26 protein-coding genes are annotated in these 23,738 nt (G+C 35.3%); 7 read left to right on the top strand and 19 right to left on the bottom strand.

What is annotated here, in order from left to right; translation table 11 throughout:
- Window positions 1-72 precede the first annotated feature (72 nt).
- The 8 genes from EKM64_RS00005 to EKM64_RS00040 all read right to left on the bottom strand — a co-directional run bounded on the left by EKM64_RS00005 (window position 73) and on the right by EKM64_RS00040 (window position 6,367).
- Window positions 73-351, bottom strand: coding sequence for an acyltransferase family protein (locus tag EKM64_RS00005; protein WP_125674303.1), 279 nt, complete (start codon window positions 349-351; stop codon window positions 73-75).
- A gap of 3 nt (window positions 352-354) precedes the next feature.
- Window positions 355-1,389, bottom strand: coding sequence for a DUF916 and DUF3324 domain-containing protein (locus EKM64_RS00010; RefSeq protein WP_125674305.1), 1,035 nt, complete (start codon window positions 1,387-1,389; stop codon window positions 355-357).
- A 2-nt stretch (window positions 1,390-1,391) separates the two neighbouring features.
- Entirely contained in the window at window positions 1,392-2,372 is a 981-nt protein-coding gene (locus EKM64_RS00015; protein WP_125674307.1) for a WxL protein peptidoglycan domain-containing protein, read from the bottom strand.
- An 88-nt stretch (window positions 2,373-2,460) separates the two neighbouring features.
- Window positions 2,461-3,558 carry a DUF3324 domain-containing protein gene (locus tag EKM64_RS00020; protein ID WP_125674309.1) on the bottom strand — a complete coding sequence of 366 codons (1,098 nt, stop codon included), beginning with the start codon at window positions 3,556-3,558 and terminating at the stop codon, window positions 2,461-2,463.
- A gap of 126 nt (window positions 3,559-3,684) precedes the next feature.
- Window positions 3,685-4,524 (bottom strand): WxL domain-containing protein, encoded by an 840-nt coding sequence (locus EKM64_RS00025; protein ID WP_125674311.1) that lies wholly within the window; start codon window positions 4,522-4,524, stop codon window positions 3,685-3,687.
- A gap of 136 nt (window positions 4,525-4,660) precedes the next feature.
- The gene (locus EKM64_RS00030) at window positions 4,661-5,092 is read right to left on the bottom strand and encodes an LPXTG cell wall anchor domain-containing protein (RefSeq protein ID WP_164505254.1); all 432 of its coding nucleotides are present in this window, start codon (window positions 5,090-5,092) and stop codon (window positions 4,661-4,663) included.
- Between the two features lie 115 nt (window positions 5,093-5,207).
- Window positions 5,208-5,717: a GNAT family N-acetyltransferase gene (locus EKM64_RS00035; protein WP_125674315.1), complete on the bottom strand. Its 510-nt coding sequence runs from the start codon at window positions 5,715-5,717 to the stop codon at window positions 5,208-5,210.
- Window positions 5,718-5,719: 2 nt separating this feature from the next.
- Window positions 5,720-6,367 (bottom strand): nitroreductase, encoded by a 648-nt coding sequence (locus EKM64_RS00040; protein ID WP_125674317.1) that lies wholly within the window; start codon window positions 6,365-6,367, stop codon window positions 5,720-5,722.
- A 97-nt stretch (window positions 6,368-6,464) separates the two neighbouring features.
- Here EKM64_RS00040 and tpx point away from each other — a divergent pair, with 97 nt between their 5' ends.
- Window positions 6,465-6,962: a thiol peroxidase gene (tpx, locus tag EKM64_RS00045; RefSeq protein ID WP_125674319.1), complete on the top strand. Its 498-nt coding sequence runs from the start codon at window positions 6,465-6,467 to the stop codon at window positions 6,960-6,962.
- Window positions 6,963-7,015: 53 nt separating this feature from the next.
- Here tpx and EKM64_RS00050 read toward each other — a convergent pair whose 3' ends face one another.
- Complete coding sequence (locus tag EKM64_RS00050) at window positions 7,016-7,780, bottom strand: flavodoxin family protein (RefSeq protein ID WP_125674321.1); 765 nt, start codon at window positions 7,778-7,780, stop codon at window positions 7,016-7,018.
- A 97-nt stretch (window positions 7,781-7,877) separates the two neighbouring features.
- Between EKM64_RS00050 and EKM64_RS00055 the strand changes: the two genes are divergently transcribed.
- Window positions 7,878-8,519 (top strand): SDR family oxidoreductase, encoded by a 642-nt coding sequence (locus tag EKM64_RS00055; RefSeq protein ID WP_125674323.1) that lies wholly within the window; start codon window positions 7,878-7,880, stop codon window positions 8,517-8,519.
- A 136-nt stretch (window positions 8,520-8,655) separates the two neighbouring features.
- Here the strand turns inward: EKM64_RS00055 and EKM64_RS00060 are convergent, their stop codons facing one another.
- Window positions 8,656-9,504: a YitT family protein gene (locus EKM64_RS00060; protein WP_125674324.1), complete on the bottom strand. Its 849-nt coding sequence runs from the start codon at window positions 9,502-9,504 to the stop codon at window positions 8,656-8,658.
- Between the two features lie 154 nt (window positions 9,505-9,658).
- On the opposite strand from EKM64_RS00060, the gene EKM64_RS00065 reads away from it, so the two are divergent.
- The gene (locus EKM64_RS00065) at window positions 9,659-10,525 is read left to right on the top strand and encodes an NAD(P)-dependent oxidoreductase (RefSeq protein WP_125674326.1); all 867 of its coding nucleotides are present in this window, start codon (window positions 9,659-9,661) and stop codon (window positions 10,523-10,525) included.
- 134 nt (window positions 10,526-10,659) lie between these two features.
- Here EKM64_RS00065 and EKM64_RS00070 read toward each other — a convergent pair whose 3' ends face one another.
- Genes EKM64_RS00070 through EKM64_RS00080 form a run of 3 tightly spaced genes read right to left on the bottom strand, consistent with a single transcriptional unit; the run spans window position 10,660 to window position 13,312 of the window.
- Window positions 10,660-11,427, bottom strand: coding sequence for an ABC transporter ATP-binding protein (locus EKM64_RS00070; protein ID WP_125674328.1), 768 nt, complete (start codon window positions 11,425-11,427; stop codon window positions 10,660-10,662).
- A complete protein-coding gene (locus EKM64_RS00075; protein ID WP_125674330.1) occupies window positions 11,360-12,325 on the bottom strand; it encodes an ABC transporter permease in 966 nt (321 codons plus the stop codon). Before EKM64_RS00075 ends, EKM64_RS00070 begins: the two co-directional genes overlap by 68 nt.
- Window positions 12,326-12,343: 18 nt before the next feature.
- Window positions 12,344-13,312, bottom strand: a complete 969-nt coding sequence (locus EKM64_RS00080; protein WP_125674332.1) for an ABC transporter substrate-binding protein — start codon at window positions 13,310-13,312, stop codon at window positions 12,344-12,346.
- Window positions 13,313-13,850: 538 nt separating this feature from the next.
- Here EKM64_RS00080 and EKM64_RS00085 point away from each other — a divergent pair.
- Together EKM64_RS00085 and EKM64_RS00090 are read left to right on the top strand one after the other, a co-directional pair.
- A complete protein-coding gene (locus tag EKM64_RS00085; protein ID WP_125674334.1) occupies window positions 13,851-15,074 on the top strand; it encodes an MFS transporter in 1,224 nt (407 codons plus the stop codon).
- A 45-nt stretch (window positions 15,075-15,119) separates the two neighbouring features.
- Window positions 15,120-15,509: a winged helix-turn-helix transcriptional regulator gene (locus EKM64_RS00090; RefSeq protein WP_125674336.1), complete on the top strand. Its 390-nt coding sequence runs from the start codon at window positions 15,120-15,122 to the stop codon at window positions 15,507-15,509.
- 127 nt (window positions 15,510-15,636) lie between these two features.
- Here EKM64_RS00090 and EKM64_RS00095 read toward each other — a convergent pair whose 3' ends face one another.
- The 6 genes from EKM64_RS00095 to EKM64_RS00120 all read right to left on the bottom strand — a co-directional run bounded on the left by EKM64_RS00095 (window position 15,637) and on the right by EKM64_RS00120 (window position 20,994).
- Entirely contained in the window at window positions 15,637-18,024 is a 2,388-nt protein-coding gene (locus tag EKM64_RS00095) for a DUF11 domain-containing protein (RefSeq protein WP_125674338.1), read from the bottom strand.
- A 229-nt stretch (window positions 18,025-18,253) separates the two neighbouring features.
- Window positions 18,254-18,667, bottom strand: a complete 414-nt coding sequence (locus EKM64_RS00100; RefSeq protein WP_125674340.1) for a DUF805 domain-containing protein — start codon at window positions 18,665-18,667, stop codon at window positions 18,254-18,256.
- A 12-nt stretch (window positions 18,668-18,679) separates the two neighbouring features.
- Window positions 18,680-19,024 carry a fluoride efflux transporter FluC gene (locus EKM64_RS00105; RefSeq protein WP_225420908.1) on the bottom strand — a complete coding sequence of 115 codons (345 nt, stop codon included), beginning with the start codon at window positions 19,022-19,024 and terminating at the stop codon, window positions 18,680-18,682.
- Window positions 19,021-19,464, bottom strand: a complete 444-nt coding sequence (locus EKM64_RS00110; RefSeq protein ID WP_225420909.1) for a fluoride efflux transporter FluC — start codon at window positions 19,462-19,464, stop codon at window positions 19,021-19,023. The genes EKM64_RS00105 and EKM64_RS00110 overlap by 4 nt, the downstream gene beginning before the upstream one ends.
- A 27-nt stretch (window positions 19,465-19,491) precedes the next feature.
- Window positions 19,492-20,391, bottom strand: coding sequence for a phosphogluconate dehydrogenase (NAD(+)-dependent, decarboxylating) (gene gnd / locus EKM64_RS00115; protein WP_125674342.1), 900 nt, complete (start codon window positions 20,389-20,391; stop codon window positions 19,492-19,494).
- Window positions 20,392-20,466: 75 nt separating this feature from the next.
- Window positions 20,467-20,994 (bottom strand): MerR family transcriptional regulator, encoded by a 528-nt coding sequence (locus EKM64_RS00120; protein ID WP_125674344.1) that lies wholly within the window; start codon window positions 20,992-20,994, stop codon window positions 20,467-20,469.
- A gap of 177 nt (window positions 20,995-21,171) precedes the next feature.
- Between EKM64_RS00120 and EKM64_RS00125 the strand changes: the two genes are divergently transcribed.
- Window positions 21,172-22,266: a CAP domain-containing protein gene (locus tag EKM64_RS00125; RefSeq protein WP_125674346.1), complete on the top strand. Its 1,095-nt coding sequence runs from the start codon at window positions 21,172-21,174 to the stop codon at window positions 22,264-22,266.
- Between the two features lie 77 nt (window positions 22,267-22,343).
- Entirely contained in the window at window positions 22,344-23,729 is a 1,386-nt protein-coding gene (locus tag EKM64_RS00130; protein ID WP_125674348.1) for a hemolysin family protein, read from the top strand.
- Window positions 23,730-23,738: the final 9 nt, after the last annotated feature.

Consider the following 23,738-nt stretch of genomic DNA (forward strand, 5'->3'; position numbering starts at 1 on the left):
ATTTTAGTTTCAACAGAATACTTTGGCATAATAAAAACCCCTTGCTTGGATTTCTCCAATGCAAGGGGTTCATTACACTTGCGCATAAATCTTCAAGGTTTTTTTTATTGAATACTTAATGCTTACATTCTGAACGCCCAAATAAAAGCCTGTGATCATGACAAATATATAAACGCCAATGTCACCTAACGGTAAGTAAAAAAGTGACCAAAAGGCCGACCACAGATGATTGTGGGCGATCAAATAGTCACTTCTGCCACCTTGAGCCCAAAGGCTAAAGTGATGCAACGTAATAAAGAGCATGCTGATAATTCTCAAAAGCTCAATATTTGAATTTCTAGTTTTTCTCATAATTTACTTTCTACGACGATCCGACTTGCCATGTTTAGAGTTATTCTTATTTATTTGTGCATAGTAGAGATACATCCACAAGGCGACAAAGATCAAGAGAACAATTCCAACAAGAATAATTATCCATTGATGATTATTTTGTTTGACGGGTTCAGTTTGCTGTTGAACTTGTTTTACATCAGTCTTAGAAACAGTAATTGTCTTAGTGAATACCTTCTTAAAGCCGTTCTTACCCGTTAAAGTAATCTTGGCCTGGTATTTTCCAGCAGTAAAATTATCGATCGGAATAAAGTAATCAAATTGTGAATTTGGTGCAATTTGTAAATTCTTAGCATGATAATTTAAAACTTTGGAATTATGTTTGATCCTAGATGATAATTTTACATTATTTATGTTTATTGGCGCAGTATTATCCATCTTAAATGCAATACCCTTGCTGCCAGAAACTGCTTTAGGATACGCATTAGTTAGATGCATATCAGGATTTACCGCATCATCTTTAGAGCGTAAAACAATCCCCTTAACATAACGAACCTGATTTTGAATATTCAAATTCTTAGACTTAGTAGGTGAAACATTAGCAATTGTTGTCACACCACCCAAAATAATTCCCTGATATTCTTTGTCAGGTGATTTAACTTTAAAACTAACCTCTTTGGATTCGCCTGCTTTTAGGCTGACAGACTTTTTACGAGCACCCTCTACCAATGAGCTTAATTCAGGCAAACTGCTCTTATATGTCTTTTTGTTGTACTTGTCGTAACCAATAGTAGCCGAATCAGCCGTATAAGCGTTATTTACTTCGGCAGTAACCTTGATGCTCTTACTACCAGTATTGAAAATAATGATTTTTAACGTCTGTTCCTTATTAGGCTCCACTTTCAAATCAAAGTAAGATTCGTTCTTGTCAATTTGATTATCTGGCAAAACGGATTGGATCGAGTATGATTTGTCCCCTGCAGCTTCTATCTTAGTCGTTTGATTAAAAAGTGGTATTGCAAAGATGAACATTGATAAAAATACTATGAACTTTTTCATGTTTAACTCCTGTTCTGATACCAAATTCCCCAAAAAATGAAAGCTATTAACGTTACTAGAACACCACTAATCAGGATATATGTCAAAGTCTTATCGTAAATCAAATTACGTGACTTAGAATTTATCTTGTTGGCATCACTTTGAGAAATTTTATAAGTTTTATGGAAATTCCAAACAGTCTTTCCACTTCGAGCTACACCATTCATCTTGTAGGTACCAGGTGCGATCGGTGTTTGATTTTGATTGAAATCAATTGGGACTTTTGAATTAGGTGCAATTTTTGGATAACGAAGGTCAGCTACCATTTTCTTTGGGCCGAGATTGAAACGATCCAACCAACTCTGACGTTTGACCGTCATATGTACAATAACATTCTTCATTAGTCCTGGTTGATCGTTTTGAAGATTTACATACATGTGTGGTTGGTAGTTCTGGACACCAATTGTTAAATTGTATGCCTTTAGAATACCACCTACGGCCTTGTTATCGCCTGTTATCCAGACTGGAACATTGGCACTACTATTGAAATTACTAGTATTTTCGTAAACATTAAAACCACCCATAATCAATCCCTTAACTTTATTATTGGGCAGTTTTATCTTAAATGTTAAATCCTTAGTTTGATTTGCCTTAACGGTTACCTTCTGAGTTTTTGTCATACTAGAAAAAGCATATTGCAGACCAAAATCACCTTTTTTGATCATATCAGTAAAGATAATTTTGCCGTCAGGAGATGTAGTAGCATTCGTTGGCGCAACTACTAAATCAATGGGACTACTATTAAAATTACTGATAGATACTTTTAGATCTCTAGTTCCACCACTTTTACTGATTATTTGAAAACGATCAGTAATGCTGGAATCTTCAATCAATGGCGTTACGGCAATACCTTTAATATCTGCAGATACTTTAGTGGGATTAGCAATTATCCCCAGAATAAAGCAGGTGAGAAATAACAGAAGACATTTAAATTTCTTATTCATTTTCAAGCCCCATATTCTTTAATCTCTACACCTATGATAATACTAAAAAAGCTGCTCCAAGTCTTGGAACAGCTTCTTTTTTTTAAAATTAACGACGACGTTTTCTTGTTGATTTATTTGGTTTGTTTGGTGTGTTGCCATTACCACCATTATTATTTTTCTTTCCTAGATAGATTCCTAGTCCAAGAATAATAGCGAGTAATAGAATGCCAAGAAGAATATATAACCACATGTAGTTAGGTTTGATACCGGCCAACTTATTGTACTTAGCGGCTTGTGCGTTGGTAATTGTGAAGTCTTTATTTAAAGTCCAGCTCTTAATACCATCATTAGTTTTATAAACTAATTTCAAATGATAGTTACCGGCCTTCATGGGTTTCTTACCCCATGAAATAGAATAATTATAATTTGAAGTTGGTGCTATAGATTGACCAGATTGTGAATTGGTAACCTTAAAACTCTTATCACCTTTTTTGGTAACTGTAGCCTTAGAATTCATGCTTGCCACAAAACCGTTTGAAGAATTACGAACATTGGCGTTGACACCAGCTCTTTGTGCATTATTACCAGTTACTAATGCTGGTTTAACAGTATTTATTGAATACTTAGGATCTTGATTTCCACTTGATTTTTGATGGATCTGGATTGGTAATGAATAACTAAACTTATTCTTGATCAAGGTACCATTGGCACTAACTGTACCCTTAGCTTTTTCCTTATATGGTTTTACGTTAAAACCACCCATGATGTATCCACTGAATTTCTTTTTAGGAATCGTCAAAGTAACTGGAATAATCATTTCTTTCCCCGGATTAACGGTAGCAATTATATGATTAGGTGTAATCGCATCACGCGTCTGAATCTTCAACTTAGGATCACTTACCTTTGATCTATCATATCCTGGTTGACCACCATTAGTTGTGTATGCTGTATTGGCATTAATAACAAATCTACGTGTCTTATTGGCCTTATTAATAACACCAATTTTAACTTGTACTTGTTGTCCTGGATCACCCTCAACAACATAGGTACCATTATCTGTATTAACCTCATCGACACTTGCCTCCGGTTTAATAGCATAATCACCTGAAGCAGCTTGTGCTGTTTGAATCGTTGCTAAGCCCGAAAGTATCAGACCAAATATTGCAAAAAAAACGAATAGAGTTCTCTTGGATACTCTTTTCATGACAAATTCCTCCCACAGAATCTTAAAAATAACTTCTCTTATATAATACAAAAACCACTACTATAAGTATAGTAGTGGTTTTATTTAAATCAATTGTTATTAACTACTAAATTGATCCTTTTAAAATTAAGCTCCAGCAACTTTTGTCATTGCTGTTGGTGTTAATGTCCATGTGATAGGTGCTTGATATGATTTAGCTGATGCTGTTGATGAATTACCAGCTTCAGCTGGAACTGTCAATTGAGCATTTGAATTAGGTGAACCAGTTTCTGCTGCAAATTGAGCAATGATAGCACCATTTGCGTAATTACCTGCTGCTAGATCCATAACCGTATGGTCAGTCTTATCACCTGAAGTTAATGTTGCGGCTGTTGATTTTTGACCTTGAATAACATCTTTAGGAGCTGTTGATGTTGTCAATTGTACTGGTTTCAATGCTAGAAGGAAGTCACCAGTTGCGGGTGTATCCACATCATTTTCAGTATGATTGAATGTACCTAATTGAGCAGTAACATTAAATCCTGCTGTAGTCTTTGTAGTTGCATCTGTACGTGAATCTGTTACTTGCAAAATACCTGATTGGTTACCATCATCATCGATAGCTGAACTGTTGTTTTGAAGATCAACTTTTGATCCAGCTGCGGCTGTACCAAATCCAAAGTCAGGAACCTTGTCTAATGTTAGAAGTCCACTGATAACTGTTACATTTGCATCTGATTGTGCAGTTGCTGTACCCATTGCTGATTGATCTCCTGAGCCATTATCATAAGCAATTGCTAGGCCTGGATTGTCTTTATCATTTAATGAGTTAACAGTCTTATTAGGTGTTACAGCTGTAACTGTACCATCAGCATTAACTGTTGCTGATGTTGTAGCAGCTTGTGCTGTTAGTGAAGGTGCTAATGCTCCTAATACGATACCTGCTGTTGCTAATGATCCTACGAATACGTTTCTTGATAATTTCATGTTTGTTTCCTCCCTGATATACGAATTACTTTTTTGATGTAACTTGATTACATATTGATAATACCAATAAAATTGCTCTTGTAAACTTCACCTTTTGTAAATGAAATTTATTAAAATTGATATTTCTTTGTAACCGTTAATTCTGTAAAACTTTTCTAATTCTCTTCATGTAAAAAGCGAATAGACCAACCAACATAGATAAACCTACAATAACTAGTCCTGTTTCATCGGCATCCCCTGTTTGTGGATACGATGATAAGTTATTGATGTTTACTGATGGCACGTTATCTGATGACTGAGTCTTACTTGAATCCCCATCTGTGTTATCCCCTGTATTATCACTGGTTACTAGTACGTGGGCATTTGAAGGCCCATCACCACTATCCTCTGCGATTACTGGTTGAGCACTATCAACGGAGCTTCCAGTAGAATTATTGGCAGAATCGGCGATGACTTGATTTACCCCAAAGGCACCGACGACTCCAAAGACAATAACGACAATCGCAAATAATCCGATCATTCGCTTTTTGACTGTGAGACTTCTAGTAGATCTTCTTTTTTTCTTCATATAAAAACCTCTCATCAAAAATCAGTCTATTATCTCCTTACCAAGACTAAGTTTAACATGTAAGATACCGCTTTAATTTCCGTTCTAGTTAAGAAATCTTTTCCAAAAGTGGGAATCAAGGCTTCAAAAGATAAAAGTTTAGCGGTACATGATTGTCGGTCAGAAGAGAATTCTGATTTACTTGATAAATAAATTTGAATTTTAGCTTATTTAACAGATTTTTTGTGGGCAAATTGTCAGTTTCGACTGCTGCCCACAGTTCAATCAGTCCTAATTCATTAAAACTATAGTCAATTAACAAAGAAATTGCCTCACTACCGATCCCTTTCCGCCTAAATTGGCGGTCAATAATGAAGCCGATTTCTCTAGTTTTTTTCAAATCAGCAGTTATTCCCCGCTCGTTTAACTCAATTATCCCTACCATTGAGTTATTTACAAGTGTAATTGCATAACTACTTGGTAACTCTTTATACTTCTTAAAAAGCTTTTTAGCTATTTTCTTATCAGTTACGTACTCTAATCCGGATCTTTGATGATTCTCTTGATCACTTACCAGATGATAAAAGACAGGAAAATCTTCATCAATAAAGTTACGAACAGACACGTTTCTTCCTATTAGATGCATTTCTATTCCTTCATATGTAATATTTTTTTAACTGAGGCACGTTTAGTCGAAATATTATTAATCTTGCTATTATTAGCATAACCCATTGCAATACCAACAACAATTTCTTGATCTTGAGGTATCGACAATTCTTTTTTGATGATTTCCGGATGATTAGACAATGCATAAGCAGGAATAGTCCCGATACCATGGCTTGCCGCACTTAACATCAATGTTTGACCAAACGCTCCCATATCATAAATAGTGAACTCGCTGGCCTTTTTACTAGTAGTTAAGTATACCAAATATGGCGCATAGAATAGATTATTTCTGGCATCTACCCACTCTGGATCATCTGTCCCCTCAACTCCAACCGCTTCTTCAACAGATTTGGACCATTCTTTGATATTATTCATTGATAATTCAGAACGACTGGTACGATGAGGTGTTGTTAAATCCGTCTTACCAGCTTCATTGGTTATTTTAAATCCTGATCTGATCTTTTTGACGTTTTCACCGGACGCAATATAGACTTCCCAAGGTTGTGAGTTCTGCCAAGAAGGTGCACGTTGGGCATCCTGAATTATTTCTTCTATAGTAATAGTAGAAATTCTTCTATCACTAAATGAGCGAATTGACTTTCTTTGATAGATCAAATTACTATTTTCCAACTATAATTCCTCCCAAATAATCGTATTTCTAGGTTTTTAAAAAAATATCATCTATAATTAAATTATAAACGTTTGTAATAGGAAAGGTGTGGACAGTATGGATTTAGATTTCAAGGGAGAAACAGTAACAACTTTGGGGCAACCACCTCTAGTTGGAGAGAGTTTTCCAGATTTCACAGCATTGGATAAAGATGGCAAGACTGTTAAGTTGAGTGACTTCTTGGATAAACCGCTTTTGATCAGTGTCGTGCCAGACATCAATACTCGTGTATGCAGTATTCAAACAAAACATTTCAACACAGAAATTGATGGACATTCAGAGATCAATTTCATTACCATCTCAACAAATACTGTTGAGCAACAAGCTAATTGGTGTGCTGCTGAAGGTGTTAAAAATATGCAAATGATTTCTGATGTGGACCACGACTTTGGTGAAAAGAGTAAGCTTTTGATCGAAGCCAAAGGAATCCTAGCACGTTCCGTTTGGGTAGTCGACACAAATAAGCAGGTCATCTACTCAGAAATCCTTAAAGTACAAACAAATGAACCTAACTACAACAAAGTGTTAGATCAATTAGATCAAATGCACGAATAAAATAATAAGAAGCAATTATTACTTGGAAAAGGCCAGGTAATACTTGCTTCTTTTTAACGTCTTCGATGTTTCATAAACGTAACAAAATGTAAAATACATGCTAAAAGCACAAAGAAAATAACCGTAAAACTTATATAATTGATCCAAAAATTATTGATTGGCATCACATAACGCAAAGGAACTTGGATACCCATCGTAATTAAGGCCATAATGGCAATCATGAAGAATAGCTGAATATATCTTTTCAAGGTCGAATCGTCCTTTCTCTTCTTATGGGATATCTTGTGTCCATACTTAGCAGCGATCTGCTTCTTATTATCAGGTATTTCTTTCATACCAAAGGTACCTGGCAGGACTATTTCCCCAGTTTTAATAACCCCAGCAGCACTCATTACTCGGTCAATTGTCTTTAAACTTTCATCAGTAACACCAGTTACAAAATTTTCTAAAGGACCGACATAACAAGATGTAATACTCAAATAATGTTTATTTTTAAATTTTCCCGGAATAGTATCGCCATTTTCTTTGAAATATACGAGTTTAGGACGCATACAATCAAAGAAATTCTTCAAAACACCGGATAATTCACGCCAATACGTTGGTGCAGCAAATACCCAAACATCACTGGACATCAATTTATCAGACAATTCATTCAGTATTTGATTTTTTTCGTGATATTTATGTGGTGTGATTTTATAATTTTCCAAATAAATTGTTTCTGTTTCTACACCCTCATCCACGTTCTTTAGGACTTCATCAAGCATCTGAGCGTTCAATCCATGCTCTTGATGCGAGGCCAAAATGCCAAGAACTTTCATCTAACCACTCCCTTTTCTTCTATTATAATGAAATTCATTTCATTGGTAAAAAGAATCTTTTGCTGATATGGTAAGAGTAACAAGGAGGGTCTCTTAAATGAAAGTATTGATAATTGGAGCTCACGGTAAAGTTGGGCATTTATTAATTGGTGAATTACAATCGAAGAACATTGATTTCGTTGCTGGTTTACGTAGTAAGGAACAAATTAAAGCCTACAAAGATAACAATATTCCTACTCAATTTATTGATTTAACAGCATCTTTAGATGATATCACTAAGTCTGTGAAAGAATCTGGGGCTGATGTTTTGCTATTTTCTGCAGGTGCGGGTGGCGCTGGATCTGATCTCACACTACAAATCGATCTCGATGGTGCCATCAAGACAATGATGATTGCTGAAGCATTAGACATAAAGCGTTACATCATGGTTAGTTCCGTCTTTAGTGACAATCGTGACAAGTGGGACGCCTCAGGTATCAAACCATATATGATTGCCAAGCACTATGCGGACGTACATTTACGCGGTACGGACCTTGATTACACGATCATCCATCCAGGTGGGCTTACTGACGAAGAATCAATTGGCAAGATAAAATTACTCGGAGAAAATGAAGTTGATAATATTCCAAGAATCGATGTTGCCAAATCATTAGTCGAAATTTTGCAAAATCCTTCTACCATAGGCAAGGAGTACAGTATAGCTAGTGGGGATGAACCAATTTCTGATGTAATCAAATAAAAACTTATAGCATTTAGTAGTGATAGATTGGTACATTCAAATGTAAAAAATTAAAGGCATGATTTCAGTAATATGAAATCATGCCTTTAAACTATATTTGAATATCTATACAAAAATTAATTGATCATATAATAATTTAATTGTCGAAGAAATTTCCCATAATTGACATAGTTGGTTGAATATTGATAAATGCATCCTTATCAACTTTAGAAACGGCATCCCTAACAAAGAATAATTGATATCTTGTCAGAACCATAGTGGCTGAACCAATTGGTTCACCAGAGTATCCACCTTCCAAACTATGATCGAGTGTGACTCCACGATGAACTGTCTTCAAAAGTTCTTGTGCAATATCATCTATGTGATGTGAGTAAACAGTAACAGTAATTTTTTGTTGCTGAATATACATCTTGTCAACTAATAAATAAGTAACATAAATAGACACCATACTGTATAAAGCCAACTCCCAGCCGAATACGATCCCGGCAATAGAAAGAATAATAGCATTAACATAAAAACCTATTTCACCAACGCTTTTTCCAGTACTTTTCTGAATTAATAGCGCGATTATATCAGTTCCACCGGTTGAAAAACCACAACGGAAACAATAACCCGTACCAACACCAACCATGACCCCACCGAAAACGGAAGCTAGCATTGGATCATTAGTGATTTGGAATAACGGAATAAATTTAATAAAAAGAGTAGACGAAGCAACGGCTACTAATGACAGAATAGTAAACCTCTTGCCTAATTTGAACCATGCTATGGTAATTATTGGAATATTAAGAAGAAAATACCATAAATAAACTGGACTATTAACTTTAGCAAACTCAGCAAATAAGTTTGATATCAACTGACCTGCACCCATAACCCCAGCAGTATAAATTTTGGCTGGTTGTAAAAGTAATTGAATCCCCATAGCAGAAGTTATTCCAAAGAATATTGCTGCAAAGATGTCTCTTGGATAATTTTTTAATTTCATTTTGAAATCACCTCCTAATTTTTTGCTAACATCACACACTATAGCTTAGGAATTTCTAAAAAACAATATACTTTTGACTTATCACGAAATATTTTAAATTTTGAATCAAATAGCTTATATTTTATATATAATCGAGTTATCAGGAGGTAGTAAAATGCAAAAAATCGGATTTATTGGAACCGGTGTCATGGGCAGCGGAATAATAAACAACCTGTTGAAGAAAAACTATCAGGTATATATCTATACTCGAACGGAATCTAAGGCTGAACCTCTAATAAAAAAGGGAGCAAAATGGTTTAATTCACCAAAGGATGTTGTTGAAAATACAGATATTATTTTCTCAATGGTAGGCTTTCCAAAAGATGTTGAGGATGTTTACTTTAATTCCGAAAAAGGTGTCTTTAAAGATCTAAAATCTGGTCAAATAATCGTTGATATGACAACAAGTACTCCAACTTTAGCCAAAAAAATTGGTGAAAAGGCTGAAAAAATTGGTGCCTTAGCATTGGATGCCCCTGTTTCTGGTGGTGACGTTGGTGCTCGAGATGGAAAATTAACCATCATGGTCGGCGGATCTAAGAAGGCTTTCGAAGAATTAAAACCTATTTTCGACATAATAGGAAAATCAAATCATTACTTCGGATCCTACGGCGCCGGACAAAATGCTAAAATGGCCAATCAAATTATGATAGCCGGAACCATGACTGGAATGACCGAAATGTTAGTTTATGCCAAGGCAGCTGGACTAGATCTTCCTTCTATTATAGAGACAGTTAGTGGTGGATCAGGAGATAACTGGAGTTTAGAAAATTATGCACCAAGAATTTTAGACGGAGATTTCAAACCTGGATTCTTTTCAAAACATTTTTTGAAAGATTTGCGAATTGCCATAGATGAAAGCGAAAAAATGAAACTTGATTTACCCGCTACACAACAAGCTAAAAAATTATATGAACAATTAGTAGATAAAGAAAACTTGGGTAATGACGGGACACAAGCACTAGTTAAATTATGGTGGTAACTAACGCCCCTCTAACATTCGTCGATTTAATTCAAAAAGAGCGTACCTTCAAAATATTGAAGGTACGCTCTTTTACTTTAAAAATATTTAAAAATTTATTTTTCTACTATATATATACACAAAACTATCCAGACCTAGTTATCAAACATACCAACAAGCTCTTCAGAATCAAGTTTCATTTTATCTTCTCCACTAACATCCAAAGTGATCTGACCGTCCTGTACCATAATCAAACGATTACCATACTTCAAAGCATCAGACATCTTATGGGTAATCATCATAGTTGTCAATTTTTCACGATTAACAATCTCATCAGTAAGATTCATCACATCACGGCTAGTCTTAGGATCAAGTGCCGCTGTATGTTCATCAAGCAGTAATAATTTAGGCTTGCTCAACGTTGCCATCAGTAAAGATAAGGCTTGTCTTTGACCACCAGATAAATATTTGACTTGAGTCTTTAATCTATTCTCTAATCCCATATCAAGTGGTTTCAACAGCTCTTGGAATTTCTCCAATTGCCCCTTCTTGTTATACCATTTCAAACTGGTCGTATTGACGTGACTCTGTGCTAAAACTAAATTTTCAGCGACACTAAGTTCTCCAGCAGTTCCCATCTTAGGATCCTGAAAAACTCGTGACATCCAACGAGAACGATATGAAACGGATTTTTTGATAACATTTTTATTTTCTAAATTAATGGATCCAGCGTCAGCCGGTAGAGTTCCAGCAATTGTATTCAATAATGTTGATTTACCTGCACCATTATTACCAATCAATGAAATAAAGTCACCATCGTAGACTTTCAAACTAACATTTTTTAAAATGTGTCGCTCATTCTCGGTCCCCGGAAAGAACACCTTTTGTAAATTTTGGACGTTTAATACTTCTGACTTGCTCATCTTGTTCACCTTCCGTTAACTGAGATAGATAAATTTTTAATTGTTTACGTGTTTTAAGTTTATTTCTGACAATTGGTACACAGATAACGATAACCAAAATTATCGCTGATAAAATTTTCAGATCATCTGGTGGGAATCCTAGTCCCATCGCAACTGTAAGTAAGAAACGATACAATATTGCACCGACTAACATAGCCAATAATCTAACTAAAATACTTCGACCTCGTAAGAAGATTTCACCAACTAAAACTGACGCTAGACCAATAACAATTGTGCCGATTCCCATTCCAATATCAGCATATCCATTGCTTTGAGCAATTAATGATCCTGACAAAGCAATTAAACCATTTGAAATTGTATAACCAAAAATGATCATTTTGTCCGTGTTGATCCCATTGGCGGAACTCATATTTTTATTGTTACCTGTCGCCATCAAAGATAATCCTAGACGTGTCTTGAACATAAGGTATAATGCCACGATGACGATTCCAATGATAATGATTCCCAAAACAATTGTTTGAGTTGTCGTTGCCCAACTAGGTAAGTAATCTGTCAAAACTTTTTGTGTCAAAAGAGGAACGTTCGACTTTCCCATTACATGCATGTTTACCGAATACAAACCAGTCATTGTTAAAATTCCGGCCAACAATGAGGGAATATGTAATTTGGTATCGAGGATACCAGTTACAAATCCACCCAGACATCCGGCCACAAAACCCATTAAAGTAGCAGTAAAGGCCGATTGACCATTTATCATCAAACTGATTGTCATAGCTGCTCCAAATGGAAAACTTCCCTCGGTTGTTAAATCCGGAATATCTAAAATTCTAAAGGTAATAAATACACCGATCACTAACGGCGCCCACAACAATCCTTGTCCTAAACTGGATATTATCATAATTTTTGGTACTCCTTTTTAAGGTTTTTGAATCTTAGCTGGATCTAAGCCAATTTCTTTGGCATAGGCCTTATTAACGTAAAGATGTAATGTCTTAGCTTTTTCAACTGGCATATCTTCTACCTTCTTGTTCTCCACTAGAACTTTGTAAGCCATCTTACCTGTTTGTTTACCAAGATCACGGTAGTTCAATCCATAAGTTGCTGTTCCACCATCTTCGGCCATTTCAATTGACCCTGTAACTACTGGTAACTTAGCTTCTTTAGCCTTTTTACCGATTGTTTTCATTGAACTTGCCATCAAATTGTCAGTAGGTAGATAGATTCCTGAAACTTTACCTTTCAGACTGTCAACAGCACTGGCAACATCGTTGGTACTTGTAACGCTAACTACATTCAATTTTAAATTGTTCTTTTTAGCATAATTCTTGGCCATTTTAACTTGTAAGACCGAATTTTCTTCAGAAGAATTATATAAAATTCCAATTGGTTTGTCTGACTGTGTCAAGGTTGTTAATAACTTAATTTGCTTCGTAACTGGTCCAATATCGCTGGTACCAGAGACATTTGTCTTAGGTTTTTCATTTGATTTAACTAAACCTGCCGATTTCAAATTTGTCACGGCCGTAACCAAAATCGGTGTGTCTTTAGTTTTCTTACTCAGGGCTTGGGCGGCCGGTGTAGCGATCCCTAGCAGTAAGTCATGCTTCTTTGAAGTTAATTGTTGACTCATTGAATTTAAATTTGATTGATCACCTTGAGCGTTCATATAATCGTATTTTACTTTGATATCTTTATCGTGTTTTTTTATTTCTTGGTTCAATCCTGACTTGAATCCTTGCCTTGCGGCATCAAGTGATCCATGTTGAACAATTTGTAAAATCCCTATATTTAAAGTTTTCTTATCAGAACTGGCATTTGACGAACATCCTGCCAAAACTAATACCGCCATCATCATTGTTACTAATCCCATTAAATATTTTTTCATATTCTTATCCCTCCAGAGAAAATAAAAAACCAGATAGATTATGAGAATCCATCTGGTTTAATATCGGGCCCGAATATTATTTCCAGATAGATTCAACTCGCATCTATCTGGCTTAGCGACATGCTTAATAACTTTAGCCAATCAATAGATACAAACGCTTGCGTGTGCGTTCGTATCCAATGATTGAATACAAACGCTATCTAAAGAAAAAGCTAAAGGCAAATTGACTATTTAATTGTTTCAGTTGTTTTTCTATCATAGTTAATTACCTTTCCCTTCATGTCTGTTTATTATGTTTCCTAGTAAAACATTTTCAAGTTAATCTGTCAACGAATAATCTAATAATAAAAGAAGTTTATGAGTTAAATTCTAATATTAAGTTCTTGATGTAACGGTGTTTGTCGCCATTTTAAAAAAAATAAAAAATAATAGGCACTTTTTAGTACCTATTGTACTTTAAAGTACGTAATTGTTTATTTGTCCTAACCCCATATAATGAAACTCATGCTTATATTTCACTACAAAGGAGTTTATACAAATGAATAAGAAAGTATCATCAAATTGGATCTTAATGTCACTTGCTATCAGCGCATTTGCTATTGGATCAACTGAATTTATCAGTGTCGGTATTATGCCTCTTTTGACAAATACCTTTAACGTTTCACTCGCAACTGGAGGATTGACTGTTTCTATCTATGCTACTGGAATCATGTTTGGTGCCCCAATTTTAACTTTATTAACTAATCGTTGGAATCGAAAAAAATTATTGATTGGAATTATGGTAAGTTTTGTAATTGGCAATTTAATTGCAACCTTTGCATCAACATTTTGGATTCTTTTAGCTGGACGAGTTATAACGGCTTTATCACACGGAATCCTCATGGCCATTGCTTCATTGATTGCCGCTGACGTTGTTGAGCCAAATAAACGTGCCTCGGCCATAGCTATTATGTTTACTGGTTTAACAGTTGCAACTGTTACTGGTGTTCCGATCGGAACTTTCATCGGTCAGACTTTAGGATGGAGAGCTTCATTTCTATTCTTAGTAGTTTTGGGATTAGTTGGATTAATAACTAATTTTATTCTCGTACCAAACGATTTACCTTTACCTAGACCAACTAGTGCCAAGGGCATTTGGAAAATTTTGAAACAACCACAGTTACTATTAATCTTAATTATCACAGCTTTAGGATATGGTGCAACTTTCCCAGTCTACACATATCTAACAACTATCTTAAACAAACAAATGAACTGGTCACAGGCCGCTATCGTAATTATTTTAGTGTTCTATGGTTTAGCAGTTGCCGTCGGTAATACGCTTGGAGGAAGATTTGCTAATACGAATCCTTTAAGCGCACTATTGAAGATGTTTATAGGTTTAGGTGTTGCTTTATTATTGATGTTATTTACTATGAACATGCATTACTTAGGATTATTTGCTGTCTTAATTATGGGCCTATTCGCTTTTATGAATGTCCCCGGATTACAACTATATATTGTTCAATTGGCCGAAGAATTTACACCAAACGAAATTTCTTTGGCATCAGCTTTAAATATTTCAGCTTTTAATGTCGGAATAACCTTTGGATCATCCCTTGGTGGGCAAGCCGTAAGTGCCGGGCAATTAGTCAATACTCCTTGGATCGGAATTGGCATGATCTTAGCCAGTGTCATTCTGACCGCTATCCTAATGAAATTAGGGAACAAAAACATTGTTTCTAGTGATGATCTCAAGTTACAATCAAATTGTGAAACGAAATAATAATGTTAAAATATCATTATTTAAAATAAAGGAGTGGTGAATTAGATGAAACAAGCAGTTTATAATATTGGCGTTGAAGCAACTATGAATATCATCGGTGGAAAGTGGAAGCCTATTATTCTCTGCCATCTTAAACACCAAACTATGCGCACCGGACAACTTAGACGGGCAATTCCAAATATTACTCAAAAAATGCTGACACAGCAATTACGTGAATTAGAGGATGATGGCATCGTCAGCCGTAAGATATACAGTCAAGTCCCTCCTAAGGTTGAATATTCATTAACGGAATATGGTGATAGTTTGAATCGTATTCTTGAGGCACTTTGCCTATGGGGTGAACATGACATTGAATTACGTAAAGAACGTGGTGAAAACATTATTTTACTAAATAGCGAGAACGTTGAACCCGATGACGTTCCTTACGTAAACTAAAGGTTTAAAATTATCTCCAGATCTTAGAATGTTCTTACTTACTCCGGCCAATTTAACTAATACCCTGAGTAAAAAAATATACAAAAAAATCTTGAAATCTGCTTTTAAAAACAGATTTCAAGATTTTTTAGATACTATCCGAAATATTCCAAGTTATTTTTCCACTATAGCCACCTGGATTAGTAGTTGGACTAAGCTTTAACTGCCAATCACCAACACCAACGTAGTTGGTTAGATCCTGATTACCAGTAAACGAACTAGTCCTAATTTTAGTGCCTGTAGCATCAACTGTTTGCCATGTACCGGAATCAGTTGCCGCACTACTTCTCTGTTTAAGGAACAATAAGCCTGTATCTGCTGAAGGATCTAAGACCGTTCCAGTTAACGGATCTTTTATTTGTGTTTCTGAATCAGCGTTATCATAGCTAACTGTAACATTATACGGAACGCTACTTGAATTGTTCACGATCAATTGACCATCGGTGCTGACATTCGATAAGGTCTTCTCTTTTCCAGCCATATGAACAGTTCCAAAGTCAATTTTAGTTGGTATCGAGGTAAATCCAATCATATTTTCAATATTTAATTCAGTTTGATTAGTGGTCAAAGTCCCCAGGCTAACTCCTGAACTGGTTTTTCCTCCAGACAATGTAGCATCGTTATAGAGTGTTGTACCGGCATCTCCCGTCACAGTTGCTGAATATGTTACCGTGACCGAATCTCCTGGTGCCAACGAGGGAACTATAATAGTTCCATTTTCGATACTCGAAGTATACGAAGCGGTGCCGTTACTAAACGTAAATGTGGCTGATCCATCTGCAGTGAGTCCAGTAGGTAATTTATTGATAAAAGATGCCGTTGCCGCCTTTAATGAATCCGTACTATTAGATTTAACAGTATATGTATTCTGGAAATTGATTGTATCACCCTTGGAACCTTTAGCAGTAGTGCCCCAATCTGAGTCTTTGGAGTTCTTAATTTGTTGAGTAAACGAATCTTTGTATGGATTCCCCTCAACCGGAATATCCACTGAAGAAGAATAGGTCTTTGTAACGCCATTATCTGTATTCGGATCGGTACCTAGAAAATCACCCGTGTTAGTGACAGTTGATCCGTCAGCGTCAGATGTTATCGTGGCCTCAAACGTCACTGACGCTTCTTGACCATCAGTCAATGACAAATTTACCGGTGCATTCAAAGTTTTAGTTGTAGCATCATATGCAGAACTATCAATTGATGTTGATGTTCCACTTTGATTGATTTTTTTAATCGAATTAGGATCAATCTGTAATCCATCTGGAATCTTATCTTCGATATTAGAAAAGTTCCATTGACTCTTGTAACCATAATTACCCATTTTCAATTTAAACTTCAATTTATCACCAACACGATTTTTTCCGTCGGTACTTGTTTCATTCGTGAAAGTTTTTTGAGCTACCGGAACTGAGTATGGTGATTCCGTTACACCCATACCAGAATTGAAATGTGCAGTTTCATCGGGTTGTAAGTTTGTAGTATAAGGCCACATTAAAGTGTAAGCACTATCAGATCCTAAAGTTAAATCTGTTCCATAAGGATTATTATTTGCTTCATCCCCACTACCAGAGAAATTAGTAGGATTAGTTAGTTTTTGTAGCCAGCTCATACCATTACTGTTATATCTAACACCAGTATATTTAGTGAACCCGTCAGGTACATTATTAGAAACCATTAGTTTATAAGATCCATCTTCGATATAGACACCATTTTTATTACCCAAGTCTTTAACATGAACAGTGTCATATGTACTCAAAGTTGTATCCTCACCATAAAAGATACCAAATGACTGCGGAGTCCCTGACGTATTTTTTACATATAATTCTCTTTGAACAAAGGCCGAATTACCCGGAGAAACTCTCAAAAGAATCTCCATTAAAAAAGTGTGACCATCTTTTGAGTAATTGCCAACTACTTTAGAAGCTTGATTACCATTGGCATCCGTTCCAACATAATACTTTTTTCCGGTCATATTTAAAAGTAAGGCATAATCCTTAACAGTTGAGTTTGAGGCCGCCGCCGTAGGTGAAAATACTATACCAAAATCAATTGAACTTAATGAAACATTTTCTGGTTTGATATTAGTATTTAATGTCCCACCTGATTGAAATTGTGACGCCTTATAATTGCCATTATCATTCAAGAAAATATTTATTTTAGAAAAACTCAAATTGTTAGACGAATTAGTGGTAGGCTGCGTACTATTCGTAGCTACAGTAGTATCATTCCCCTTAGTTACTTTACCATTAGCATCATTAGCTAATCCAAATGTGTATCCTAAAGACAAACCATTGCCTATAGTCTTCTGTCCAACCTGAGAATTACCCTGAGTTGTCCAATTTTTGATACCATCATCAATCTCATTACCCGTTATTGTCGCTGCTTTTACGTTTTGACTCGTTCCAAATACCCCCAAGATTAAAAGCGCAAAAAAGAAGAACGATAATATGATTGGTTTCAAATATCTACTTCTTCTCATATATATTCACTCCTCAGTAAATATTTTGTTTCTAGTTATTTAAAATACTCAATTTGATTATAACTGTTCCTATACTTATTGTATAAAAAATATCATGTTACTGAGCATCATTTATTGTAAATTATTCTTTCAAAATGAATTTACAATAACGATTGACAAAAAAAAGCCCCATTACACAGTATTGATAGCTAAACATACTGTATAATGAGATTTTTTAATTTATTTAAATTTATACGAGTTTCGGCCATTTAGAATAATTTCTCTGTGGTAAACACATCAAAATAATCAACAATACTTCACCAATAATCGGTATTAAGTATAATAAGACCCACCAACCACGTATATTACGATCATGTAATCGTCTAATAGTAGCTGTGTAAATTGATACTAAATAATATCCAAATGTCATTGCAAAAGCAACTCCCATAACGGCGCTCCAATAGAAACTTTTTAATGAAAAGAAGTTCATTGTAAATCCAAAAATGGCCATCAGAAGAGCACAGAGAATTGTCATTCCTAAAAGACCCCACCAAAAATCAGCACGTCCTATTCTCTTTGCACCAACAAACATATCTTGGAAATATAATTTTGTTGAATTGATTAAACTTGGTTTTTTACTCTCATTCCAAACTGATTCATTCATTTAATTTACTTCCTACATTTGAATTCCTATAACAAAACCTAATATACCAAAAATATATGTCAAACTAAAATATAATATACAACTGAAAAAGCGGCGTTGAAACCATAATTGACTCAATTCCATATTAAAAGTTCCAAAAGTAGTAAATCCACCACAAATTCCAGTACCTAGAAATAATAACATTCTTTTATCTCTTACCGAAGCAGTTAGATAACCCAAGGCAAATGATCCCAATATATTGATAAGCAGAGTCATAAATGGGAAGTCGATTTTTATTTTATTAGAGGTCTGCATTAAAAAATTTCTTATATATGCGCCTAAGCCAGCGCCAAACCCGACTAGCAGTGAGTTTATCATTTGCGACTTCTTTCCAAATCACGAAAAGCCCTAGAAACAGCCCAGTAATTTCCTACAATGGCAAATAGAAATCCGCCAATCATAGTTAAAAATAAATATCCAGCTAAGTAAATCCAATTACCCGTTTCAAATAATCGGTATGCATCTGCCGTAAAGGTTGAAAATGTTGTATATGAACCCAATAATCCTGTACTAAGTGACAAAATTGTCTTCGACGATAACTTATAACGATCCTGTAAATAATGAATCAGAAACGGCAAAATAAAGGCTCCAGAAAGATTAGCGACTACTGTTCCCCAAGGAAAATTATCACTAGTAGTAAAAAGTAAACTTTCACCATAACGCAAATTACTACCAATGAAAGCACCAATAAAGATGATTGTAAAAGTCTTGAATTCTTTAATGATCCTTACCTCCTTATAAAAAAACCACACTTGCATAAGCAAATGCGGATTTATATAACTTAATTACTTTTTGTCAACATCATGTCCACCGAATTCATTACGTAAAGCGGCAACAACTTTTCCTGTAACGGTATCGTCTTCTAACGAACGGTAACGCATCATCAACGATGCGGCAATAACGGGCGTGGGAACTTGTAACTTCAGAGCTTCTTCAAGCGTCCATTTGCCTTCACCGGATGAATGCATAACGCCACGAATTTCATTCAATTTAGGATCTTTTGAAAAGGCCGATTCAGCCAACTCCATTAACCAACCACGGATAACAGAACCATTTGACCAAACTTTAGCAACGGCCTCATTGTCATATTCAAATTCACTATGTTCCAAAACATCAAAACCTTCAGCAATGGATTGCATCATACCATATTCAATACCGTTATGAACCATCTTTAGATAATGTCCACTACCGGCTTTACCAGTATAAAGATAACCATCTTTTTGCGCGATACCCTTAAAAATAGGTTCAATGATCTTAAATGCTTCCTTGTTATCTCCACCGATCATGAAGTTTCCATCATGATTAGCACCTGACATACCACCAGAAGTACCAGCGTCAAAGAAAATAATACCTTTTGCCTTCAAAATTTCATTATGTGTCAGCGAATCTTCATAGAACGAATTCCCACCATCAATAACGATGTCATCTTTGGACAAAATATTGCTCAAAGTGTCAATTGTTGTATTGGCTGGTTTGCCGGCTGGCAACATAACCCAAACAATTTTTGGCTGTGGTAATTTATCAACGACACTTTGCAAGTCATCAGTTACTTCTGCGCCTAATTCTTGTGCATCTTTTTTTGCATCCTCATTAAGATCAAAAGCCACTACTTCGTTATTATTTCTAATTAAGTTCTCGGTTAAGTTGATCCCCATCTTGCCGAGTCCGATCATTGCTAATTTCAAATTGAATCCTCCTAAGTTTTTACCAACCTGTAATTATACGCAAAAAAAGCAGGTATGACAATTTGTCTACCCTACCTATTTAACGAATCTATTCCACCAATGACCCTTTTTGTCATCTTGAACTTGTTCATTAACACGCTCTTTTAATTCTGAAGTGCGTTCATCTGACTGAATATTTTCAGTCTTAAGCATTTCGTTATTCGATTCTAGTTTTTCATTGGCTACTTTCAAATCAGAAACTTCGCTTTTCAATTGTTCGATAGTTTCTAATTGCTTCTTGTTTTCAGCCTTCAAGTCATCTATGTATTGTTCTAAATGATCATCATCCGCCGTTTTTTCTTCTTCAGTAGTTGGATAAATTTTTTGTGCAGCAAGATCCAAGGTCATTTTTGGTTCATGACCCAGTTCAACCATTTTCTTAAAACCATCCAAATTTGTTGAAGTATATAATCGATTATTTTGACTATTGCGCTCAAAATAATTGGCGTTTTCTGTTGTATGTTCTACGATCAAAGAATACTTACGTAGCGTTGCAACACTAATCCCCAATTCTTTTGCAGCTTGTGCAGGTGTTAAAAAGTTTTCATTCTTTACATTACTCAAAAGTATTTCCCCCAAGATCAATTCATTCTTATATTATAAAAATAATCATTTAGGAGTTCAACCACTAATATGCTTATAAACCAACTTATTCATAATGGTGCTTTCCTCAAACTACATTTTATGATCATAATTGGGTATACTATAAGTAGTAAATACATTGCAAGTGGGGTTATGAAAATGAAGAGGTCACGGTTACTTATCAGTTGCGCGTCTTTACTGTTATTCTTTTCCGTTGCAGCTCCTACAACGGTACAAGCAGCCAGTAATGTAACGACTAACATTTCCGATTACTATCGAACTTATTACAGTCCAAGTGAAATTTCTCAGATCAAAGAGCTTCAACAAACTTATCAAAATCTGGATAGTAATTTGTATAACAAGGATAATTTATTTGCTACAGTTCCAAGATTATCAACGGATGGATCTTTCAATCCGGGAGGGTTAAGTAATAACGCCATCAACGGGACTGTTGATTGGATAAACTATTATCGTGAATTATCAGGCTTGAGTCCAATTTCTTCAAAAGAGACTTCAAACTACACATCTCAAGTTTCCGCTGCAGTAATGGCTGTATCGAATTCAGATCCAATGATCAACCAGCATTTTTTGGTTAATACTGAACGAGCAAGCTATATTTCATCACATTATTGGAATCAAGCCGTTTATGGTACCGGATATGGCAACTTATACTTTGGCTTTCCAAAAACGATCGGAGAACCTGTTCGTGAACTAATATTAGATGATACTAATATAGAAGGTAACGACACTGGTCATCGTGCTTGGTTACTTTCACCTCGTCTTTCTACTGTGGGTGTAGGTATAGCCATCGCCAACAATGGTCGCCAATATGAAGATATTTTCGTTAATAATCCACCTGATATTTATAATCAAGCTGAAAAATCAGTCGTAACATACCCAAGCAGTCTTTTCCCAGTTGAAGAACTTTCCAACAAATATGGTAATTCGATTCCTTGGTCAATTACTTTTGCAGATCAAAATCAAAATATGGTCACAGACAACACGTCAATTAAGGTTGAAAACTTAACTGACGGATCTGTTGGTATGACAGTTCCTTTGACCGATAAATCTTATGCTTATCTAAGTGATGTTATTGCCTATATTCCACCAAAGGGTGTTACAATTAACGGTCATTCGAGTTATCGTGTAACTATAAGTAATTTAAATTCTGAGAATACTCCTAGTTACAGCTATACCTTCAAGACTTTCTCAGAAACAGCTAACGGATTAGGTTATGATTACGCTAATTATTAAAAGCCGACAATGTCGGCTTTTATTGATGTTATAGTGTTATAATCCAACTTACATAGAAAAAAAGGGGAAATTCAATATTGTCAAGTTCTGCAATTACAGCTAACTTAATTATTATTCTAATAACATTCGTCTTCGCATTCTTCTTTGTCGCAGCCGAGTTTGCCTTAGTACAAACTAGACCAAGCCAACTTGAAGATGCTATTTCAAAAGGTGAAGGTAATCAGAAAAAACTAAAACGTGCTTTAATGATGGTAAATAATCTAAACGAATACCTATCAACTACACAAGTCGGTACAAGTATTGCTGGTATTATCTTAGGTTGGATTGGTGAAAGTACGATCGAATATCTTTTGATCGATCTCTTCGGTCTGATCCATCTTTCAAGCAGTGGTGGCGGATTACACATTGTAGGTTCAATTGTCGGTGTTCTACTACTAACATACTTAGAAGTTGTTTTAACTGAAATCGTTCCAAAAAACGTTTCGATCGATATGCCAATGCGTATGTTGATGATCGTTGTTACACCAATGCGTATCTTCCATTTATCAGTTTATCCTTTCGTTTGGCTGTTAAATATCTCCGCAACTGGAATTATCAAATTAATGGGTCTAAAACCCGCAGATTCTGAAAATGAAATCTTTTCACAGTCAGAAATTTTAAGATTATCCAAGTCATCTATCCATGGTGGTGATATGGATCAAAACGATGTCGTCTTTATGCAAAGAGCTTTTGAATTAAATGATAAAGTTGCTAAAGATATCATGGTTGATAGAACAAGTCTTTATGTAGTTGACATTACAGACAAAGTAAAAGATGTTTTAAAAGATTACTTGCAACAAGGCTTTTCAAGATTTCCAGTTGTGGCCGACAATGATAAAGATAAAGTCCTAGGTTACGTTTATGCCTACGATATTGTCCGTCAAAATCAAGTAGACGGCGACATTGGGATCAGTCGTGTGCTTAGATCAGTAAACACAGTTCCTGAAACAATGCCTATCCAAGACATTTTATCTAAAATGATCAAGAAACAAACTCCTATCGTTGTAGTTGTCGATGAATATGGTGGTACAAGTGGTATTGTCACCGATAAAGATATCTATGAAGAATTATTTGGTACCGTTAAAGATGAGATCGACGATGTTTCTGATGAATATATCGTTAAAAATGATGATGGTAGTTATAATATTTCTGGTAAGACTACCTTATACGATTTTGAGAGATTCTTTAAGACAAATATTCCTGAATTCCAAGAATCAGATATTATTACTATCGGTGGATATATGATTGAACAATATCCTAATATCAGTCAAGATTTTGAATTTAACATGTTGAATTTCCACTTTAAAGTTGCGGAATTCGATCACGGATTTGTTAACTGGTTTAATGTTTCCGTTGATAAAGAAGCCGTTACTAAACAAGATAATTTAGCATCACTTACTGATGTTGATGATTTGAAAGAATAAGTAACTTTT

It is taken from the genome of Companilactobacillus keshanensis, assembly GCF_003946205.1.
Taxonomy (GTDB): Bacteria; Bacillota; Bacilli; order Lactobacillales; family Lactobacillaceae; genus Companilactobacillus; species Companilactobacillus keshanensis.

Bases quoted from the DNA above. Each gene is read 5' to 3' on its own strand.
- EKM64_RS00005 (WP_125674303.1), bottom strand. From the start codon at position 351: ATGAGAAAAACTAGAAATTCAAATATTGAGCTTTTGAGAATTATCAGC.
- EKM64_RS00010 (WP_125674305.1), bottom strand. From the start codon at position 1,389: ATGAAAAAGTTCATAGTATTTTTATCAATGTTCATCTTTGCAATACCA.
- EKM64_RS00015 (WP_125674307.1), bottom strand. From the start codon at position 2,372: ATGAATAAGAAATTTAAATGTCTTCTGTTATTTCTCACCTGCTTTATT.
- EKM64_RS00020 (WP_125674309.1), bottom strand. From the start codon at position 3,558: ATGAAAAGAGTATCCAAGAGAACTCTATTCGTTTTTTTTGCAATATTT.
- EKM64_RS00025 (WP_125674311.1), bottom strand. From the start codon at position 4,524: ATGAAATTATCAAGAAACGTATTCGTAGGATCATTAGCAACAGCAGGT.
- EKM64_RS00030 (WP_164505254.1), bottom strand. From the start codon at position 5,092: ATGAAGAAAAAAAGAAGATCTACTAGAAGTCTCACAGTCAAAAAGCGA.
- EKM64_RS00035 (WP_125674315.1), bottom strand. From the start codon at position 5,717: ATGCATCTAATAGGAAGAAACGTGTCTGTTCGTAACTTTATTGATGAA.
- tpx (WP_125674319.1), top strand. From the start codon at position 6,465: ATGGATTTAGATTTCAAGGGAGAAACAGTAACAACTTTGGGGCAACCA.
- EKM64_RS00050 (WP_125674321.1), bottom strand. From the start codon at position 7,780: ATGAAAGTTCTTGGCATTTTGGCCTCGCATCAAGAGCATGGATTGAAC.
- EKM64_RS00055 (WP_125674323.1), top strand. From the start codon at position 7,878: ATGAAAGTATTGATAATTGGAGCTCACGGTAAAGTTGGGCATTTATTA.
- EKM64_RS00060 (WP_125674324.1), bottom strand. From the start codon at position 9,504: ATGAAATTAAAAAATTATCCAAGAGACATCTTTGCAGCAATATTCTTT.
- EKM64_RS00065 (WP_125674326.1), top strand. From the start codon at position 9,659: ATGCAAAAAATCGGATTTATTGGAACCGGTGTCATGGGCAGCGGAATA.
- EKM64_RS00070 (WP_125674328.1), bottom strand. From the start codon at position 11,427: ATGAGCAAGTCAGAAGTATTAAACGTCCAAAATTTACAAAAGGTGTTC.
- EKM64_RS00075 (WP_125674330.1), bottom strand. From the start codon at position 12,325: ATGATAATATCCAGTTTAGGACAAGGATTGTTGTGGGCGCCGTTAGTG.
- EKM64_RS00080 (WP_125674332.1), bottom strand. From the start codon at position 13,312: ATGAAAAAATATTTAATGGGATTAGTAACAATGATGATGGCGGTATTA.
- EKM64_RS00085 (WP_125674334.1), top strand. From the start codon at position 13,851: ATGAATAAGAAAGTATCATCAAATTGGATCTTAATGTCACTTGCTATC.
- EKM64_RS00090 (WP_125674336.1), top strand. From the start codon at position 15,120: ATGAAACAAGCAGTTTATAATATTGGCGTTGAAGCAACTATGAATATC.
- EKM64_RS00095 (WP_125674338.1), bottom strand. From the start codon at position 18,024: ATGAGAAGAAGTAGATATTTGAAACCAATCATATTATCGTTCTTCTTT.
- EKM64_RS00100 (WP_125674340.1), bottom strand. From the start codon at position 18,667: ATGAATGAATCAGTTTGGAATGAGAGTAAAAAACCAAGTTTAATCAAT.
- EKM64_RS00105 (WP_225420908.1), bottom strand. From the start codon at position 19,024: ATGATAAACTCACTGCTAGTCGGGTTTGGCGCTGGCTTAGGCGCATAT.
- EKM64_RS00110 (WP_225420909.1), bottom strand. From the start codon at position 19,464: ATGCAAGTGTGGTTTTTTTATAAGGAGGTAAGGATCATTAAAGAATTC.
- EKM64_RS00125 (WP_125674346.1), top strand. From the start codon at position 21,172: ATGAAGAGGTCACGGTTACTTATCAGTTGCGCGTCTTTACTGTTATTC.